Genomic DNA, 16,947 nt, shown 5'->3' with positions numbered 1-16,947 from the left:
AGATCGGCTGGGCCGTCATACCGCATTTGTGGTATAGGTTTGCGTGGAGTGATGTCCTGGGCGGCGTAGGTTCGGGGGCGCCAGACCGGCGCCAGAGGATCCTGTGATGGCGGCTTCACCTCCTGCGGAGCTGATTGCGCGCATCTACGACACCGTGATCGACGAAGGCTGGTCAGCGCTCGCGGGCGACCTTGCGCGCACGTTTCACGGTGCCCAGGCCGCGCTCATCCACCAGGAGACGCGCACGGGAACGGCCACCGTGCGGGCGCATGCGGTTGCCGTGCCCGAGGACACGGTGCACGCCTACGAGGCGTACTACGCACCGCTGAGCCCCCTCTTCGCCTATTTCAAGTCGGTACCGCTCGGCCTCGCCTACACGGATGCCGACTATCCCGACCAGCAGGCCTACGAACGCAGCGAGATCTACAATGATTTCTACCTGCCGCTGGAGTCCGTCCACCTGCTCGGTATCGACCTGGAGCGCAGCGGCGACCGCTCCACCTACATGATCGTGCGCAGGGGCCGGCGGGCGGGGCATTTCACCCGCGCCGAGCGCGATCGTCTCGCCAGCCTCGGCCCCCATCTCGTCAAGGCACTGCGCCTGCACCGCATCATCGGACGCATGGCGCGGACCGAGGCCGTGCTGGATGCGCTGCTGGACAGGCTTGCAGGCGCGGTGATCCTGCTCGGCCATGACGGGCGCGTGCTGCGCGCGAACGCGGACGCCGCGGCGCTGCTCTCTGCCGGCGACGGCTTGCGCCTCAGCCACGGGCGCCTGCGATGCGACCGCCCGGTGGACACATCCAGGCTCGACGCGCTCCTGGCCGGTCAAGCCCGCCCCGGCCGCGGCCCGGACAGCGCCATCGTCTCCATCGCCCGCGACAGGACGGGCACACCCCTGCTGGCCGAGGCGCTGCCGCTGCCGCCGAGCATCGGGGAGGGCACGCGCCGTCCCGCTGTCCTGCTTCGCCTGTTCGAACCGCGCCCCGCCGCGCCCGACCCCGCCCTGATCGCCGCCTGCCTGGGCCTCACGCCGGCGGAGGCGCTGCTGACGGCAGCGCTCTGCCGTGGCGACAGCCCCGCCGCCCACGCCGGCAAAGCGGGCATCGCACTCCACACCGCGCGTACTCTGCTGAAGAACGCCATGGCGAAGACGGACACCCATCGGCAAGCGGAACTCGTCAGCCTTGCGCTTTCCCTCGCGCAGGGGATCCGTCGGACGTGAAGGCGTCTCGCACGCGACGCCCGTCCCTGGCCGCGAAACCTTCGCAGTGCACCGAAAGGCACATGTGCCGCGCCCCCTCAGATGCCTGCGAGCATGTCCCGCAACATCTCGCGGATCGTGTCGATGCGCCCCAGCGCCTCGCGCAGGTGATCGCGGTCGAGCCGCCCGAGCGCCGCGACGTCGACACGGTTGCCCGGACGGATGCCGGCCGCGATGTCGGCGATCTGCTGGGTGAGCACAAGGCGGAGGATGAGACCGTGCGCCTCGGCCATCATGGCGGCATCGGTCTCGCTGCGGCCTGACGCGCGGGCCGCCTGCAGGAACCGCTCGGGCGTCGAGAGCGCAGTAATCCCGTGGCGCATCGCGATCACGCGCGCGCCCGCCGTGATCGGCAGGAGCGCGCCCGACTTCAGGTCGACACGTCCGGCGTCGTCCTTGCGGATGCGCCCGAAGAAGCCGAGCGGGGCCGCGTGCGAGCCCGCCAGCTCTCCCATGGTGCGCAGCATGCCCGGCGAGGCGCGCGCGGTCTCGGTCGCGGACATGCGCAACGCCTCGGCCAGGGCGGCGCCATGCGCAGACACGTGCGCGGGCGCGAAGTCGTAGAAGATGTCGACGTTCAGCAGCGCCTGCGGTTCGGGCTTGTGCGACCAGGCCTCGAGTTGGGTGCGCCACTCCGACAGCCGCCGCCGCCAGGGCCGGTTGCGCGCCATGACGCCGCCCTTGCACAGCGGAATTCCCGCCTGGTCGAGGATCTCCGTGAAGCGCACGGCGAACCGTGTGAACCAGTCGCCGGGCGCGTCGAGATCGCCCGCATAGCTGTCGGCGACGACCAGCGCATTGTCCTGGTCGGGGGCGAGGAGGCTCTCCCCCCGCCCGCCGGAACCTAGCACGAGGAGCGCGTAGTCGGCAGGCGCCGGCCCCGCACCTTCCGCGACCAGTTCCGCCTCCGCGATCTCAGCGGCGCGGGCGGTCATCGCACGGCCCTCCGCCGCGATCACGGCGGCGACGGCGCGCGCCTCCAGCCCGTCGGCCAGCAGCCCCCCGGCAAGATCGGGAAGTGCCGCCTGGACCCGCGCAAGTTCTCCGGCCGTCCCGGCAACCGCGATCTCGTCGCCGACCGTGAGCGTGGCAAGCGCCCGTTCGCGCAGCAGCGTGCGCAGCGTGAACAGGCCCGTCACGCGCCCGCCGGCATCTGTGACGCCCATGTAGCGCAAATTGCGGCGCGCCATCAGCCCGAGCGCGCGGTAGAGGAATGTGTCCGCCGGGGCAGCGATCACGGGCGCGCTCATCACCTCGCCGACCGGGACGGAGGCCGCGGCCCCGCCCTCGAGCGCGAAGAGACGCAGGACATCCCGCTCGGTCACGATGCCGGTCTCATCCCCGGCATGGACGAACAGGCAGCCCACGCCCTTATCGTGCATCAGTGCAGCGGCATCGTGCAGCCGCGCGTCCGCCGCGACGGTGAGCACCGGATGCGTCATCACGTCCCCCAGCCGCTGGCGGTAGAGAAAGCTGTCGATGGCGCGCTGCCCCCCGGCTTCGAGCGCCGACTGCGCGAGGCTCGGCCGCTCTCCCGGCCGGTCGTACCAGCCCGCGTGCTCCTGGCGCGCGATCAGGTCGCCGGCGCGCCTGCTGACCGCCTCGGCCTCGCCCAGCGTGCGAACGCCCTGCGCCATGAGGGGCGGCAGCATGGCGGCATAGACGCGGGCCGTCGCCGTCGCGTCGCCCAGTGCGGTGTGCCGGCCCGAAATCGCGACGCCGTGGGCCAGCGCCAGGCTGTCGAGCGACGTGTCGACCAGTTCGCGGTCGAGGCCCGCCGCCATCAGCGCGATGTCGAGCGCCCGCGGTTCCTCCCACTGGATGCCGTGCCGCCGTGCCTCGTGCCGCAGGATGGCGAGGTCGAACTGGATCGAATGGCCGACCACGACGCTGTCGCCGATGAAGTCGCGCAAGTCCCGCACCGCGGAGGCGAAGCCCGGCTTTCCCGCCACGTCGGCGTCCGCCAGCCCATGGATGCGCGTTGCGATCTGCGGGATCGGCACGCCCGGGTCGAGCAAAAGCTCCAGCGCGTGGCCGTCGAGGATATCGGCGCCGCGCATCCGCAGCGCACCGATCTGGACGATCCGGTCCTGGCGCACGTCGAGGCCGGTCGTCTCGGTATCCATGACGACCACATCGAGCGCGATGAGCGGAGCCGCCGAGGATGCCCGCATCACGCGGCGTCCGTCATCCGCTGCGCAAGCAGGGCGGCCAGCGCGCGCATGTCGAGCGTGCGGCGCAGCTTCGCCTGGTACTCGATGAACCGGAAGGCGGTGTTGTTCACGACCATCATGCGGTCAGCCTCGCGCACGCTGTCCTCTATCGGTGCATGGTCCAGGAGACGCAGGGCGGTTGCAATCGAGATCGCGTCGGGCTTCAGCGGCGGGCGGGCGAGAAAGACCGCGAGGCGCGCGTCGAACTCCGAATAAAGGTCGTCCCAGCCCCGCCCGGCGCGATGCGGCGGCACGGCCTCGCTCTCCATCACCTCGCGATACAGGCGGGCGAGCCCGGCCGCGCGCAGGCGCGCATCCACAGGCAGCGACGGCCGCAGCTCCGCCTCGATCATCAGGATCAGGTCCTGCGCAGCGACGCCGAACGCCTCCCACTTGCAGACATCGAGCGCGAAGCCGAAGTCGGCGTCCTGGAAGAGCCGCGGACCCGCGAGCAGCGTGCGCGCGCGCAGGTACGAATAGCTCGCGCCCTGCGCGAGATAGGCCGCACCGGCGCGGATGGCCTCCACGGCAGACGGCCAGTCCGTTGCCCGCCGCGACGGCAGCAGCGACCCGATCAGATCCCGCATCGCATCCTCCCCGTCCGCGGAACACTGTGCCCCGTCCGGACACCCCAGTCGTAAGGCCTTACGACTTTTGACTATAATTGACAGGAATCGGGGATTGCGCAAATATGAACTGGCGCATTTCTGTTTACCCCGCGGCTCGAACGCGAATCTAGTAACCGGTCGACAAAACCGGACTTGCGCGCACAGTTAAAACTGGCGGGGGAGGAGATATTGGCGTGCCTCCAATATCTCCAAGCGCATCAAAAGGGGAGGGCTCAACTTGACAGAATTGCTACCGCCGGAACAGGCGGAGGCTCATTGGGGGAAGACGCGTAACCTCATGTGGGTGACGCTCGCCATTTGGGCTGTGTTCAGCTTCATCATCCATTTCTTCGTCACGTCTCTGAACAGCATTGTGATCTTCGGCTTTCCGCTGGGCTTCTACATGGCAGCCCAGGGCTCGCTCGTGGTCTTCGTCGTCCTCATCTTCTGGTTCTCCCACAGGCAGAACAAGATAGACGAGGAATTCGGCGTCGCTGAAGATTGAGGAGCAGAACGATGGCACTCTCGATGAAAGGCGACTTCACCGACAATCTCGGCAAGATCTATGGCATATATGTAGGCGGCTTTGCCGCCTTTGTGCTGTTGATGGCCATCCTTTCCATGGTCGGAATTCCCGACAGGTTCATCCTTTGGATGTACATGGCCGCGACAATTGGCATCTATGCCTTCATAGGCATCATGTCACGGACGGCACAGGTTGCCGAATACTACGTCGCCGGCCGCACCGTTCCTGCCGTCTACAACGGTATGGCGACGGGCGCGGACTGGATGTCGGGCGCGAGCTTCGTCGGCATGGCCGGCACGCTGTTCGTGCTGGGCTATGACGGGCTGGCGTTCGTGCTGGGCTGGACCGGCGGCTACGTGCTGGTGGCGGTGCTGCTCGCCCCCTACCTGCGCAAGTTCGGCGCCTACACGGTGCCAGACTTCCTCGGCACCCGGTACGGCGGCAATCTCGCGCGCCTGGTGGGCATCGTCGTCCTGTTCGCCTGCTCCTTCACCTACATCACGGCGCAGGTCTACGCCTCGGGCATCATCGCCTCGCAGTTCCTCGGCATCGCCTTCGAGTATGCGGTGTTCGCGGGCCTCGCAGGCATCCTGGTCTGCTCGATGCTGGGCGGCATGAAGGCCGTGACCTGGACGCAGGTTGCGCAGTACATCGTCCTGATCGTGGCCTACCTGCTGCCTGCAATCTGGATGTCGACCGTCCAGTTCGGGTTCCCGATCCCGCAGCTGACCTATGGCGGCGCGCTGACGCAGATCGCGGAGTACGAACAGCTGCTGAACGTGGCGAAGTCGCACGTCGCGCCCTTCACCACCTATTCGCCCCGTGACTATTTCTTCCTGATCTTCTGCCTGATGGTCGGCACCGCCTCGCTGCCGCACATCCTCATGCGCTTCTTCACCACGCCCACCGTGCGTGAGGCGCGCAAGTCCGTGGGCTGGTCGCTGTTCTTCATCTTCCTGCTGTATTTCACGGCGCCGGCCTATGCGGCGTTCTCGAAGATGAACCTGATGAGCCTCTTCGCGAATGCGGAGGGTCTGCAGCTGGCCTTCAGCGCCATCCCCGAATGGATGCTGGCGTGGGGCTCGATCGAGGGCCACCAGCTCGTCACCATCTGCGGCGCCAAGGCCGAAAGCGTCGCGGCAATCACCGCGGCCTGCGAAGGCAAGGGCCTGGTCGGCGGTTTCCCCTACTCTGAGTTGCGGCTCAACAACGACATGATCGTGCTGTCGACGCCGTCGATTGCCGGCATGCCGATCTGGGTCGTGGGCCTTGTGGGGGCCGGCGGTTTCGCCGCCGCGCTCTCGACGGCGGACGGGCTGCTGCTCGCCATCGCCAACGCGCTCTCGCACGACGTCTACTACAAGATGATCGACCCGAAGGCGGACACGAAGCGCCGCCTGATGGTCGCGAAGATCCTCCTTGTGGTGGTGGCCCTGGCGGCGGCGTTCCTCGCCCGGACCAAGCCGTCGGACATCCTGTCGATGGTGGCCTGGGCGTTCTCGCTCGCGGCGGCGGGGCTCTTCGCGCCGCTCGTGCTTGGGGTCTGGTGGAAGCGCACGACGAACATCGGCGCGGTCGTCGGCATGGCCGCGGGCTTCGGCGTGACGCTCTACTACCTGGTCGGCAACGTCTACGGCTTCGACTTCGTGAAGGGGTCCGGCGACGAGATCAAGTGGTTCGGGGTCGCGGCGATCTCCTCGGGCGTGTTCGGGGTGCCCGTGGCGTTCATCGTCACCTATCTCGTATCGCTCATCACGCCTGCACCGACACAGGAGATGCAGGACTTCGTGGACCGACTACGATTGCCAAAGGGCGGGAGTATCATGGTGCAAACGCACTGACACTCCTGATAAGACACGGTGCAGGGCCCCTCGGGGCCCTGCACTTTTTCCTGTCCGGAACTGGAGACAGTGATGCAGGCCTCGGCCCTCACAGGCATCGTGATCCTCGTGCTGACCTATGCGATGGCCGTCGCCACCTTCCTGCTCGGCGGCGCGCCGGGCATGGTGGCGGTCTATCTCGGGGGTACCTATGCGCTGACCGCGCTCGCGGCGCTGCTGTTCTCCCGCGGGATACTCGAGCTTGTGATCGGCATCGACCGGGACATTGCCTTCTTCGCGGTCCTGCGGCGGATCACCGATCCGCTGCTGGCGCTCGTTGGGCCGGTGACGCCGGCATTCCTGCTGCCGTTCGCCGTGGCGCTCTACGGGGCGTTCCTGTTCTTCTTCCTGAAGCTCTTCCTGTTCGGCGACGCCTACCTCGGCGTGCCGCCCCTGTTCATCGTGCTCTACCTGGCGATCGCCTCCGCACTGTGACGCCCGCGCCCCCCGGCCGGGGCCACCCCCGTCATGCTGGCATGGGCTGACGGCAGCGAACGGGGCGTCCGGTCAGTCAGCCGTCTGGCCGAGGGCGGCGGCGTCGAGCGCCATGTCGATCGCAAGGCCGGTCGCGTCGTAACCGCGCTTGAAGTCCTCCATGTGCCGCTTCATCCACTCGTGCACCTGCGGCGCGTCGTGGCCGCGCAACGCATCGTAGATGTGCCGGTGCGCAACCAGCACCCGGCGATGGGTGTTGAGGCGCGGCAGCATGATCCGGCCGGCGGGAATGAACAGCCTGCTGACCGGCTCGCGCGCAAGCGCCAGGACGCGATTGCTGGCGCTTTCCGAGATGATCTCGTGGAACTCCGTGTCGAGCGAGACGAAGGCGTCGGTGTCCACGCGGCCTCCGCTCTCCACGGTCAGGACCATCTCTTCCATCGCGGCGATGTTGGCGGCCAGCCGTTCGAGATGGGCCTCGTCGATCCGGGTCGCCGCATACTCGGCCGTCGCCGGCTCGATGATTACCGCGGCCTCCCACAGCTCCCGGAAAGTCACGGAATGGAGGATCAGCGCGCGGCTCGCACGTGACGCGAGGTCGAGAAAGTGCGGCAGCGCGACACGCGGGCGCCCCGCGCCGCTGCGGGTGACGAGCCCGCTCTCCTCCAGCAGCCTGATCCCCTCCCGCACGGTCGAGCGGTTCACGCCGAACTGCTCGGCAAGCGAGGTTTCCGACGGCAAGCGGTCGCCCACGTTGAGCCGGCCGCTCATGATCTCGTTCTGGATCGCATTGTAGACGAGGCGGTAGGTCGGCAAGCGCTCGATGACGGAGAACTGCGGTTCTGTCATGCGTTTTTCCGTTCTGGCAGCCGGTATCGGCCGCAACCGCCCGAATTCGGCGAGGTTCAGAGGGGTCGTACGCGCCCCTTCTGCCGTCACAGGCGGGTCCAAGGCAACGATCTTTGCTTGATCGGCTTAGGGTCGCAAGCTACGGTTTGTCAATTGTCCGACAATTCCACAGTTGGGCAAACAGAAAATGATGCCGCCGGAACAGGCGGACCAACGGGTGCAGGCAGGACGTGCGAAACGGGGCTTCCCAAGGTGCGCGGCAGGGCGAGGGACACACTGTCGAGGTGTCCGGCGGTATCGCGCGGATCGCGCTCGACCGGGCGGAGAAGATGAACCCGCTCGACAAGGAGACCGTGGCCGCATTGCTGCACACGGTCGCGGCGCTGGAGGCCGACGACGCCGTGCGCATCGTGCGAATCACGGGGCGCGGGCGTGCCTTCTCCGCCGGCGGCGACCTCGAGGGCTACAAGGCACTCTACCGGGACAAGGTGGCGTTTCAGGCGTTTCTCGACGATTTCCAGGCGCTGAACCGGGCGATCGAGGACTCCGGCAAGATCTACATGGCCGTGGTGAACGGCGCGTGCGTCGCGGGCGGGCTGGAACTGATCCTCGCCTGCGACGTGGTGATCGCGGCGGACGACGCGCGCATCGGCGACTGCCATGTGAATTTCGGCCAGCTTCCGGGCGCGGGCGGCTCTCAGCGCCTGCCGCGGGTCGTGGGCGTGATGCACGCCCGCCACCTGATCTTCACCGGCCGGCTCATCACAGGCGCGGAGGCGGCGCGGATCGGCCTCGTTACGCTCGCCGTGCCTGCGGCCGATCTCGAACGCGCCGCGGACGATCTCTCGGCGCGCCTGCTGGAGACCAGCCCGGCCGGCCTCAAGGGCGCGAAATACCTCATCAACACCGGCCTCAAGGGATCCCTGGCGGACGGGATCGAGATGGAGAAGGCGTACGTCCACACCTATGCGACGACCGAGCCCGACGCGATGGAAGGGCTCGCCGCCTTCAGCGAGAAGCGCAAGCCCGTGTTCGGCGGCGCCAAGCAGCAAGGGAACCAGACGTGATGTTCAGCGCGCGCGACAAATGCGCCATCGCGGGGGTCGGCTACACCGATTACACCAAGAATTCCGGCCGTACCGTCCGCAGCCTCGCGAGCGAAGCCTGCATGAAGGCAATCGAGGATGCGGGGCTCCGGGTCGAGGATGTCGACGGCATCATCAGCTACAATTTCAACGACTCCGTGCCGGCCATCGCCGTCGCAACGGAGATCGGCGTGCCCGAGGCGGGCTACGCGGTCGATTTCCTCGCCGGCGGGAACGCGGCGAACCTGATCGTGCTGAGCGCCATCGCCGCCATCGAGGCAGGGCTTGCGAAGACCGTCGTCTGCTATCGGGCGATGAACGGCCGGTCGGGCTTCCGCCTCGGCGGAGGGCGCCAGATGGCCGCCCACGGCATCACGCAGTTCACCGCGCCCTTCGGCTGGATCACCTATCCGCAGGCGATGGCGATGTGGTGCCGCCGGCACATGATCGAGTACGGCACGACAAACGAACAGCTCGGCACCATCGCCGTGACGCTGCGCGACAATGCCGTGCTCAACGAGCGGGCGATGCAGCGCACGCCGATCACGCTCGACGACTACTTCAACTCGCGCAAGATCGTCGACCCGTTCCGGATGCTCGACATCTGCCTCGAATCCGACGGGGCATGCGCGGTCGTCGTGACCTCTGCGGAGCGGGCCCGCGACATGCGGCACAAGCCGGTCTTCGTCGCGGGCGGCGCCTATGGCGGAGGGCCGCAACAGGGCGAGGACCTGTTCGACGCGATCCGCTGGCCGAACCATTCGCACAATTATGCGAAGTACATCTCCGACGGACTCTGGAAGAGCGCAGGCGTCGGCCCGAAGGACGTGGACCTCGCGCTGATCTACGACTGCTTCACCTATTCGATCGTCATGCAGCTCGAAGGCTTCGGCTTCTGCAGGGAAGGCGAGGGCGGCCCGTTTGCCGCGAGCGGCGCCATCGCGCGCGACGGCGCGCTGCCCGTGAACCCCCACGGCGGACTGCTGTCGGAGGCGTACATCCACGGCTTCAACCATGTCGTCGAGGCCGTCGAGCAACTCCGCGGACAAAGCGGACCGCGCCAGATCGCGGGCGCGGAGGTGGCGCTGACCACAGCGGGCGCGATGACCTGCGGCAGCGCCATGGTGTTGCACAACTAGGAGAGGGCTCATGGGATACGACAAGCCACTGCCATCGCCCGATCCGGAAACGCGGCCATTCTGGGACGGCTGCCGCGAGGGTCTGCTGCTGATCCAGAAGTGCAGCGATTGCGGCCAGGTGCGCTTTCCGCCGACGTCCTACTGCCCGCATTGCCGGTCGGGCGCGTTCGATTGGATCCGCGCGAGCGGGCGTGGCCGGGTGTTCAGCTGGATCGTCGTGCGCCACCCGGTGCCGAGGGAGGTCTACGCCGGCGACGTGCCGTACGTGGTCGCCCTGGTGACGCTGGACGAGGGTGTGCGCATGGTGGCCAACATCCGCGGTCTGGAACCGGAGGACGTGGCCGCCGACATGCGCGTCGAGGCGATGTTCGACGCGGTGACGCCGGAAATCACCCTACCGTTCTTCGTACCGGCCGCCGGATCGTCGGGAGGGGAGTAGGCGCGCGCCATGATCGCCCTGTCGTCCGGATATGACCGGCTTGGCCGCGCGGGGATCGAGGCGATCCAGATGCGGCGCGTCTCGGCATTGCTGGACCGCGTCTACCGGACGAGCGCGTTCTACCGGGCGAAGCTGGATGCGGCCGGGGCGGCGCCCGACCGGATCGGCAGCCTCGACGCATTCCGGGACCTGGTGCCGTTCTCGACCAAGGCGGACTTCCTCGAGGACCAGACCGCGCACCCTCCGTTCGGGACGCGGCTTTGCGTTCCGCGGGAGCGGGTTGCGCTGATAAACCTCACCGGCGGCACCTCCGGCCAGGGGCAGGAGGCCTATGGCCGCACCCACGCGGACGTCCAGACGCTCGGCTATCTTCATGCGTTGCCCTGGTTCCGCGCGGGCTTGCGTCCCGGTCACACCGTCCTGAACTGCGTGCCCACGGGCGGCATGACGACAGGCGGATGGGGACCGACCGAGGGCATCCGCCTCATTGGCGCCACGGCGCTGACGCCGCCTGCGGCCTTGTCGACCGAGGCCAAGGTCGAGCTGATGATGCGCTTCCGGCCGATCCATTTCATCTACGCCTCGACGAACTTCCTGCACCGGCTGACGGAGGTTCTGGGCGCGCTGGGCTCCTCCCCGCGCGAGGCGTTCCCGGATCTTGTGGGCGTGTTCATCGCCGCCGAGGGCTATCCGCCGGAATGGGCAAGCCGCGTTCAGGAGATCTGGGGCTGCCCGCTGCACGAGGGCTATGGCAGCACCCAATGCATCGGCTTCGCCGCGTCGACGGGTCCGCACGGGGCGGTCGCCCCCGGCGGCGGGCGCGGCACGATGGACATGTTCGAGTGGATGACCTTGTGCGAAGTGCTCGACCCCGAAACGGGGCGCCACGTCGCCTCGGGCGAGGAGGGCGAGCTTGTCGTTACCAACCTCACCGTCGAGGCCTCCCCCGTCATCCGCTTCCGCACCGGCGACCGCGTGCGTTACTTCGCGCCGCAGGACACCGGCCGCGGGCTGGGCGCGATCGAATGCGGCGGCGTCGGGCGGTACGACGACATGCTGAAGATCCGCGGCAACAATGTCTGGCCCGACGCGGTGGACGCGACCGTCTTCGCCTTTCCCGAGGTCGCCGAGTACGTCGGCCGGGCCTTCACGGACGCCGAAGGCCGGACCGAGGTCGAATTGCGCGTCGCGGTCCGCGAGGGATGCGGCGCCGACAGCGTTCCCGAGCGCATCTGCCGCGCCGTCAAGGAGCGAACGAACGTCACCATGCGGGTCACCCTGGTGGACCGGACCGAACTGCCGGAGTTCACCTACAAGGCGCGCCGCTGGACCGACGAGCGGCAGTCGGGGTACCGGCTATGAACGGACGCGACAAGACCGACGCGGTCGCCGTCCTGCGCGAGATGCGGAGCCTCGCGGAGAGGCTGTGTGCGGCGCCGGATCCGTTGCTGCAGGGACAGGCCGAAGTCCTGCGTGGCCGGATCGACGGGCTTCTCTCCATCGCGGGGGACGACATTGCCGATCTTGCCGGCGGGGCTGGATTTCCGGGAGGCGGGGATGAGCGGACGTCTTGAGGGCAAGGTCGCGATCGTCACCGGCGGGGCCTCGGGGCTGGGCCGCGCGGTGGTCGAGCGGTTCGTGGCAGAAGGCGCGTCCGTCGTCATCGCCGACATCGATGACGCAGGCGCCGGCGACCTCGCCCGGGCGCTCGGCGACAAGGCCGCGTGGGTTCATTGCGACCATACCCGGACGGATGACTGCGCAGGCGCCGTTGCCTTCACGCTCGACCGCTTCGGCAAGCTCGACATCCTGCACAACAACGCCGGGGGGCCGTTCACCGGGGCGTTCGCCGACATCGACGACGAGACGCTCGATCGTGTCATCGGGCTCAACCTCATGGGCAGCCTGAAGATGACGCGCGCGGCGCTTCCCGCGCTCGAACGGCAGGCGGCCGCGTCGCCCGCAGGCGCGTGCCTGCTCTACACGTCTTCTCTGCAGGGCCTGAAGGCGAAGCCGAACTTCAGCCTCTACACCGTTGCCAAGCATGGCCTGGTCGGTCTTGTGCGCAGTCTCGCGCTCGAACTCGCGCCGAAGAACATCCGGGTGAACGCCGTCTGCCCAACGGTGACCGAGACGCCGATGCTACAGCATTTCCTGTCCGGCGTGGCCAGCGACCGCGAGGAGGCGATGGCGCGGCTGCGCGCCACGATCCCGCTTGGCCGCATGCCCGAACCGCAGGACACGGCGAACGCACTTCTGTTCCTCGCCTCCGACGAGGCGCGGATGCTGACCGGCGTGGCCCTGCCGGTCGACGGAGGACAGATGGCGATGTGAGGGCAGTTCTGCCGAAGCCGGACACGACGAGAGATCCGGCACGGCGGGAGGAGGGAGCGCAGTGCGATGCTTGAGAGGTTTCGCCTGGATGGAAGGGTTGCAGTGATCACCGGGGGCGGCGGCGGCCTCGGTTCGCTGGCCGCCCGCACCTTTGCCGGCGCTGGCGCCGATGTCGTGCTGCTGGGCCGCAACGCCGGAAAGCTCGACGCCGCGGCCGCGGAGGTGCGCCAGGCCGGAGGCAGCGCGACCGTGATCCACGCCGACGTCACCTCCAGGGCGGACCTCGAGAAGGCCGCGCAGCGCGTCGCTGCGGATTTCGGCGGGGCGGACATCCTGTTCAACAATGCCGGCATCACCTCGCCCCGGCTGTTGCTCGATACCGAGCCCGACGAGTGGCAGTCGCTCATCGACGTCAATGTCACGGGCACCTACCTCACCACACGCGCGTTTGCCCCGGCGATGATCGCAAAGGGGGGTGGCCGGATCGTCAACATGGGGTCGATCCTGTCCGCGCGCGGCATGGCGAACCGCGTTGCCTACTGCACCACCAAGGCCGCAGTCGCCAACATGGCGGCAGCCCTGGCGTTCGAACTCGGGCCGCACGGCGTCACCGTGAACACGCTCGCCCCGACCGTGATCGTCACCGACCTCAACCGCGAGGCGGTGAAGACGCAACCCGAACTCTACGAGGGCGTCGTGAGGCGCACCGCGCTGGGCCGCCTGGGGCAACCGGAGGATCTTTCGGGCGCGCTGCTCCTGCTCGCATCGGATGCGGGCGCGTTCATCACCGGCCAGACGATCTTCGTCGACGGCGGCTATACGGCGGGGTGAAACGGAGATGATGATCCAGTTGCTCAATGGCGTGGTCTATGGCGGCTTGCTCTACCTGCTTTCCGTGGGCCTCGTCCTGATCTTCGGGCTGCGCGAGATCGTGAACTTCGCGCATGGCGCGCTGTTCATGCTGGGCTCCTACATCGGCTTCTCGATCGCAGCCGCGTTCGATTTCTGGCTGGGTCTCGCGGGGGCGTGCCTCGCCATGACGCTTGTCGGCATCGCGCTCGACGCCGGCGTGCTGAGGCCGTTGCGCAAGCACGACCACATGGTCACCGTGCTGGTCACCTTCGGCATCCTCCTGGTGCTGGAGTCGGTCGCTACCGCCATCTGGGGCAAGGCCTACCGGAGCATGCAGCCGCCGGAGCTTCTGTCGGGCACGGTCGAGCTGTTCGGACAGCCCTTCCCCGTCTACCGCCTGTTCGTGATCGGCGTGAGCCTGTGCGTCGCAGGCGGCCTCACCGCCTGGCTGAGATACAGCCGCACCGGTCTCTACATCCGCGCGTCCAGCACCGACCCCCGCACGACGGCGATCCTGGGCGTCGACACGGACCGTCTCAGCCTGCTGGTCGTGGGGCTCGGAACCGGGCTCGCGGGCCTCTCCGGTGTGGTTGCGGCGCCGCTGATGGCCCTTTCCCCCACGATGGGAAGCTTCATCCTCATCGAAAGCTTCATCGTGGTCGTCGTCGGCGGCCTCGGCAGCTTCTCCGGGGCCTTCGCCGCGGCGCTGCTGATCGGACAGATCCACAACCTGGGAGCCGTCTACCTGCCCTGGGCGTCGACCATGCTGCCCTTCCTGCTGATGATCGGCGTGCTGATCTGGCGGCCGACGGGTTTTGCGGGGAAACGGACATGAGTACGGCCGAACTCGATCCGCTCGCCGGGGCGCGCGGAACGTCGATACGTACCCGATGGCCGTTCCACCTTGCGCTCGCCGCGGGGGTCGCGCTTGCCGTCGGGTTCGCGGCCCCGCATCTGATCGCTTCGGTCTTGTGGCTGTCGCTGCTCACGCAGGCGATCGTCGACATGATCCTGGCGACGAGCGTCGGTCTCCTCGTGCGGCAGAACGGACGCATCAGCTTCGGTCAGGCCGCGTTCTTCGGTCTCGGCGGGTATCTCTTCGCGGTGCTGATGGTGCGCGAGATCGCGTCGCCGGAACTGGCGCTCGCTGCCGCGCTCATCGGGCCGACCGCGATCGCGTTCCTGCTCGGCCTCGTGATCGCGCGCATCCCCGGCGTGGCCCACGCCATGCTGACGCTCGCGGTCGGGCAGGCCTTCTACGAGGTCGCCTTCAAATGGCGCGAGCTTGCCAATGGCGACGATGGCATGAGCGTGCCCTTGCCGCGAACCCTGTTCGGCGTGGATTCCGGGCTCTTCCAGTCGCCATCGTCGATGCTGGTGATCTGCTGGTCACTGCTGGTGGTTCTCCTGCTCGGGCTCGCCCTGATGGCGCGCAGCCCCTTCGGCCAACTGACCGAAGCGATCCGCGAGAACGAGGAACGGGCCCGCTTCATCGGCTATGGCACCACCCTGCCGCGCGCCGTGATCTACGGGATCTCGGCATTCATCGCGGCGCTGGCGGGCGTCCTGCAGACCCTCTACGACGGCTACATCTCGCCGGAGATGCTGCATTGGAGCCTGTCGGGCATGGCGCTGATCATGGCGATCGTGGGCGGGCCGAAGGTTCTCTGGGGACCGGCGCTGGGCGCGTTCCTCCTGTTCTTCCTGGAGGACCTCGCCGGGGACGCAACGGAATACTGGCCCGCGCTGGTCGGCGGCACGGTGATCCTGGTTACCCTGCTGCTGCCTCAGGGCTTCGCGGGCCTGATCGCGGGACTGGGGCGCCGGGCGGGCGAGCGCCTGGGCTGGGGGCGGCCATGACCGCGGTGCTGGAAGGACGCAACCTCAGCCGCGCCTTCGGCGGCTTCAAGGCGCTCGACGATGTCAGCATCAGCGTTGAGCGCGGCCAGATCCGCGGCCTGATCGGACCGAACGGCGCGGGCAAATCCACGCTGATCGACGTGCTCTCGGGCCGGGCCCAGAACTGGAGCGGCCGGATCTTTCTCGGCGACGAGGAGATCACCGGCCTGAAACCGCAACAACGCCGGCACCGCGGGCTCGCACGCTCGTTCCAGCGCACCAACATCTTCCCGGGTATCACGGTGCGCACCCAGTTGCAGGTGGCCGCGCGGGCCTTGGGCACATCGGGACTCGCCGAAGTCATCGACGCCCTGGCGCTCGGCGACCTTCTCGACCGGCCGGCGCAGGAGATCAGCTACGGCGACCAGCGCCGGCTCGATCTCGCGCTTGCCCTGGTCGGCAGGCCGCAGCTTCTGCTGCTCGACGAGCCGGCGGCAGGGCTGACCGTGGAGGAGTCGCTCAAGCTCGCGGACATCCTGAAGGACCTGGTGCACCGCTGGGACGTCACGGTGCTGATCGTGGAGCACGACATGCAGGTGATCTTTTCGATCTGCGACCACATCACGGTGCTTCACCTGGGACGGATCCTGGCGGAGGGAAAGCCGGAGGACATCAAGCGCCACCCGGACGTGATCGCCGCCTATCTCGGATCGGAGGCACCATGAGCCTGCTCGCCTTCGACCGCGTCGATGCCCATTACGGCAACGCCCGCATCCTGCATGGCGTCAGCTTCGAGATCGGCGCGGGGGAGCGCGTCGCGATCCTGGGACGCAACGGGGTAGGCAAGACGACGATCGTCAACACGCTGTGCGGCGTGACCACGATCCGCGCAGGGGCAGTCTGCATCCGGGGCGTCCGGTACGACAGCCTGCCGAACTATCTGGCGGCACGCTCCGGTATCGCCTCGGTTCTTCAGGGGCGCGGCATCCTGCCGAACCTGACGATCGAGGAAAACCTGCTGCTGGGTGCGGCCGTCAGCCGGCCCGGACCGTGGACGCTCAAGACGGTCTACGAGCTGTTCCCCGCGCTCGGCGAGCGCGCGGGGAACCCGGGCCTCGGCCTCAGCGGGGGGCAACAGCAGATGCTCGCCATCGGGCGCGCGCTGATGGCCAATCCGGACCTTCTCGTCCTCGACGAGCCGAGCGAGGGGCTGGCTCCGGTGATCGTCGACGAACTGGCGCGCCTCTTCAATCACCTGGCGAACGAAGGCACCGCGATCATGCTGATCGAACAGAACATCCGCCTGATCCAGCGGGTTGCCGACCGCTACCACGTGCTCTCCAAGGGCGAGGTGACAGAGACAGGAACGCTGGCTGGCATGACGACGCAGCAACTGCAGGACCACATCACGATCTAGTGGGCCTGCATCGCGGGCAGCACGGGCGTCCAGCCGCCCCTGCCCGAAACGAGGGGAACGGAGTGCC

Annotated in this window: 18 protein-coding genes; 15 read left to right on the top strand and 3 right to left on the bottom strand. The window is 68.0% G+C overall.

Annotated elements, in window-relative coordinates; translation table 11 throughout:
• Positions 1 to 106 precede the first annotated feature (106 nt).
• Positions 107 to 1,225 carry a helix-turn-helix transcriptional regulator gene (locus NJQ99_RS11945; protein WP_269333058.1) on the top strand — a complete coding sequence of 373 codons (1,119 nt, stop codon included), beginning with the start codon at positions 107 to 109 and terminating at the stop codon, positions 1,223 to 1,225.
• A gap of 77 nt (positions 1,226 to 1,302) precedes the next feature.
• Here NJQ99_RS11945 and NJQ99_RS11940 read toward each other — a convergent pair whose 3' ends face one another.
• On the bottom strand, positions 1,303 to 3,438 hold the full coding sequence (locus NJQ99_RS11940) for a DUF294 nucleotidyltransferase-like domain-containing protein (RefSeq protein WP_269333057.1): 2,136 nt from the start codon (positions 3,436 to 3,438) through the stop codon (positions 1,303 to 1,305).
• Positions 3,438 to 4,064, bottom strand: a complete 627-nt coding sequence (locus NJQ99_RS11935; RefSeq protein WP_269333056.1) for an esterase — start codon at positions 4,062 to 4,064, stop codon at positions 3,438 to 3,440. The genes NJQ99_RS11940 and NJQ99_RS11935 overlap by 1 nt, the downstream gene beginning before the upstream one ends.
• Positions 4,065 to 4,323: 259 nt before the next feature.
• Between NJQ99_RS11935 and NJQ99_RS11930 the strand changes: the two genes are divergently transcribed.
• The 3 genes from NJQ99_RS11930 to NJQ99_RS11920 all read left to right on the top strand — a co-directional run bounded on the left by NJQ99_RS11930 (position 4,324) and on the right by NJQ99_RS11920 (position 6,926).
• The gene (locus NJQ99_RS11930; protein WP_331283325.1) at positions 4,324 to 4,590 is read left to right on the top strand and encodes a DUF4212 domain-containing protein; all 267 of its coding nucleotides are present in this window, start codon (positions 4,324 to 4,326) and stop codon (positions 4,588 to 4,590) included.
• A gap of 11 nt (positions 4,591 to 4,601) precedes the next feature.
• On the top strand, positions 4,602 to 6,452 hold the full coding sequence (locus NJQ99_RS11925) for a sodium:solute symporter family protein (protein WP_269333055.1): 1,851 nt from the start codon (positions 4,602 to 4,604) through the stop codon (positions 6,450 to 6,452).
• 72 nt (positions 6,453 to 6,524) lie between these two features.
• Complete coding sequence (locus NJQ99_RS11920; RefSeq protein WP_269333054.1) at positions 6,525 to 6,926, top strand: hypothetical protein; 402 nt, start codon at positions 6,525 to 6,527, stop codon at positions 6,924 to 6,926.
• 72 nt (positions 6,927 to 6,998) lie between these two features.
• Here NJQ99_RS11920 and NJQ99_RS11915 read toward each other — a convergent pair whose 3' ends face one another.
• Positions 6,999 to 7,775 (bottom strand): FadR/GntR family transcriptional regulator, encoded by a 777-nt coding sequence (locus NJQ99_RS11915; RefSeq protein WP_269333053.1) that lies wholly within the window; start codon positions 7,773 to 7,775, stop codon positions 6,999 to 7,001.
• Positions 7,776 to 8,059: 284 nt separating this feature from the next.
• Here NJQ99_RS11915 and NJQ99_RS11910 point away from each other — a divergent pair, with 284 nt between their 5' ends.
• From NJQ99_RS11910 to NJQ99_RS11860, 11 genes are all read left to right on the top strand, one after another.
• Positions 8,060 to 8,842, top strand: coding sequence for an enoyl-CoA hydratase/isomerase family protein (locus tag NJQ99_RS11910; protein WP_269333052.1), 783 nt, complete (start codon positions 8,060 to 8,062; stop codon positions 8,840 to 8,842).
• On the top strand, positions 8,842 to 9,999 hold the full coding sequence (locus NJQ99_RS11905; RefSeq protein WP_269333051.1) for a thiolase C-terminal domain-containing protein: 1,158 nt from the start codon (positions 8,842 to 8,844) through the stop codon (positions 9,997 to 9,999). Before NJQ99_RS11910 ends, NJQ99_RS11905 begins: the two co-directional genes overlap by 1 nt.
• 10 nt (positions 10,000 to 10,009) lie before the next feature.
• Positions 10,010 to 10,438 carry a Zn-ribbon domain-containing OB-fold protein gene (locus NJQ99_RS11900; RefSeq protein WP_269333050.1) on the top strand — a complete coding sequence of 143 codons (429 nt, stop codon included), beginning with the start codon at positions 10,010 to 10,012 and terminating at the stop codon, positions 10,436 to 10,438.
• Positions 10,439 to 10,447: 9 nt separating this feature from the next.
• Positions 10,448 to 11,800 carry a phenylacetate--CoA ligase family protein gene (locus tag NJQ99_RS11895; RefSeq protein WP_269333049.1) on the top strand — a complete coding sequence of 451 codons (1,353 nt, stop codon included), beginning with the start codon at positions 10,448 to 10,450 and terminating at the stop codon, positions 11,798 to 11,800.
• On the top strand, positions 11,797 to 12,012 hold the full coding sequence (locus NJQ99_RS11890) for a hypothetical protein (protein WP_269333048.1): 216 nt from the start codon (positions 11,797 to 11,799) through the stop codon (positions 12,010 to 12,012). The genes NJQ99_RS11895 and NJQ99_RS11890 overlap by 4 nt, the downstream gene beginning before the upstream one ends.
• Positions 11,996 to 12,772 carry an SDR family NAD(P)-dependent oxidoreductase gene (locus NJQ99_RS11885; RefSeq protein WP_269333047.1) on the top strand — a complete coding sequence of 259 codons (777 nt, stop codon included), beginning with the start codon at positions 11,996 to 11,998 and terminating at the stop codon, positions 12,770 to 12,772. Before NJQ99_RS11890 ends, NJQ99_RS11885 begins: the two co-directional genes overlap by 17 nt.
• A 66-nt stretch (positions 12,773 to 12,838) precedes the next feature.
• The gene (locus NJQ99_RS11880; RefSeq protein ID WP_269333046.1) at positions 12,839 to 13,603 is read left to right on the top strand and encodes an SDR family NAD(P)-dependent oxidoreductase; all 765 of its coding nucleotides are present in this window, start codon (positions 12,839 to 12,841) and stop codon (positions 13,601 to 13,603) included.
• 7 nt (positions 13,604 to 13,610) lie between these two features.
• Positions 13,611 to 14,459 carry a branched-chain amino acid ABC transporter permease gene (locus NJQ99_RS11875; protein WP_269333045.1) on the top strand — a complete coding sequence of 283 codons (849 nt, stop codon included), beginning with the start codon at positions 13,611 to 13,613 and terminating at the stop codon, positions 14,457 to 14,459.
• Positions 14,456 to 15,484 (top strand): branched-chain amino acid ABC transporter permease, encoded by a 1,029-nt coding sequence (locus NJQ99_RS11870; protein ID WP_269333044.1) that lies wholly within the window; start codon positions 14,456 to 14,458, stop codon positions 15,482 to 15,484. Before NJQ99_RS11875 ends, NJQ99_RS11870 begins: the two co-directional genes overlap by 4 nt.
• A complete protein-coding gene (locus NJQ99_RS11865) occupies positions 15,481 to 16,188 on the top strand; it encodes an ABC transporter ATP-binding protein (protein ID WP_269333043.1) in 708 nt (235 codons plus the stop codon). Before NJQ99_RS11870 ends, NJQ99_RS11865 begins: the two co-directional genes overlap by 4 nt.
• Positions 16,185 to 16,880 carry an ABC transporter ATP-binding protein gene (locus NJQ99_RS11860; protein WP_269333042.1) on the top strand — a complete coding sequence of 232 codons (696 nt, stop codon included), beginning with the start codon at positions 16,185 to 16,187 and terminating at the stop codon, positions 16,878 to 16,880. The genes NJQ99_RS11865 and NJQ99_RS11860 overlap by 4 nt, the downstream gene beginning before the upstream one ends.
• Positions 16,881 to 16,947 lie beyond the last annotated feature (67 nt).

It is taken from the genome of Futiania mangrovi, assembly GCF_024158125.1.
GTDB classification, from domain to species: domain Bacteria; phylum Pseudomonadota; class Alphaproteobacteria; order Futianiales; family Futianiaceae; genus Futiania; species Futiania mangrovi.
This window is presented reverse-complemented; position numbering and strand designations above follow the sequence as displayed.

What these genes read in the sequence shown, in the direction of transcription:
- NJQ99_RS11945 (WP_269333058.1), top strand. Translation starts at nt 107, where the DNA reads ATGGCGGCTTCACCTCCTGCGGAGCTGATTGCGCGCATCTACGACACC.
- NJQ99_RS11940 (WP_269333057.1), bottom strand. Translation starts at nt 3,438, where the DNA reads ATGCGGGCATCCTCGGCGGCTCCGCTCATCGCGCTCGATGTGGTCGTC.
- NJQ99_RS11935 (WP_269333056.1), bottom strand. Translation starts at nt 4,064, where the DNA reads ATGCGGGATCTGATCGGGTCGCTGCTGCCGTCGCGGCGGGCAACGGAC.
- NJQ99_RS11925 (WP_269333055.1), top strand. Translation starts at nt 4,602, where the DNA reads ATGGCACTCTCGATGAAAGGCGACTTCACCGACAATCTCGGCAAGATC.
- NJQ99_RS11920 (WP_269333054.1), top strand. Translation starts at nt 6,525, where the DNA reads ATGCAGGCCTCGGCCCTCACAGGCATCGTGATCCTCGTGCTGACCTAT.
- NJQ99_RS11915 (WP_269333053.1), bottom strand. Translation starts at nt 7,775, where the DNA reads ATGACAGAACCGCAGTTCTCCGTCATCGAGCGCTTGCCGACCTACCGC.
- NJQ99_RS11905 (WP_269333051.1), top strand. Translation starts at nt 8,842, where the DNA reads ATGTTCAGCGCGCGCGACAAATGCGCCATCGCGGGGGTCGGCTACACC.
- NJQ99_RS11900 (WP_269333050.1), top strand. Translation starts at nt 10,010, where the DNA reads ATGGGATACGACAAGCCACTGCCATCGCCCGATCCGGAAACGCGGCCA.
- NJQ99_RS11895 (WP_269333049.1), top strand. Translation starts at nt 10,448, where the DNA reads ATGATCGCCCTGTCGTCCGGATATGACCGGCTTGGCCGCGCGGGGATC.
- NJQ99_RS11890 (WP_269333048.1), top strand. Translation starts at nt 11,797, where the DNA reads ATGAACGGACGCGACAAGACCGACGCGGTCGCCGTCCTGCGCGAGATG.
- NJQ99_RS11885 (WP_269333047.1), top strand. Translation starts at nt 11,996, where the DNA reads ATGAGCGGACGTCTTGAGGGCAAGGTCGCGATCGTCACCGGCGGGGCC.
- NJQ99_RS11880 (WP_269333046.1), top strand. Translation starts at nt 12,839, where the DNA reads ATGCTTGAGAGGTTTCGCCTGGATGGAAGGGTTGCAGTGATCACCGGG.
- NJQ99_RS11875 (WP_269333045.1), top strand. Translation starts at nt 13,611, where the DNA reads ATGATGATCCAGTTGCTCAATGGCGTGGTCTATGGCGGCTTGCTCTAC.
- NJQ99_RS11870 (WP_269333044.1), top strand. Translation starts at nt 14,456, where the DNA reads ATGAGTACGGCCGAACTCGATCCGCTCGCCGGGGCGCGCGGAACGTCG.
- NJQ99_RS11865 (WP_269333043.1), top strand. Translation starts at nt 15,481, where the DNA reads ATGACCGCGGTGCTGGAAGGACGCAACCTCAGCCGCGCCTTCGGCGGC.
- NJQ99_RS11860 (WP_269333042.1), top strand. Translation starts at nt 16,185, where the DNA reads ATGAGCCTGCTCGCCTTCGACCGCGTCGATGCCCATTACGGCAACGCC.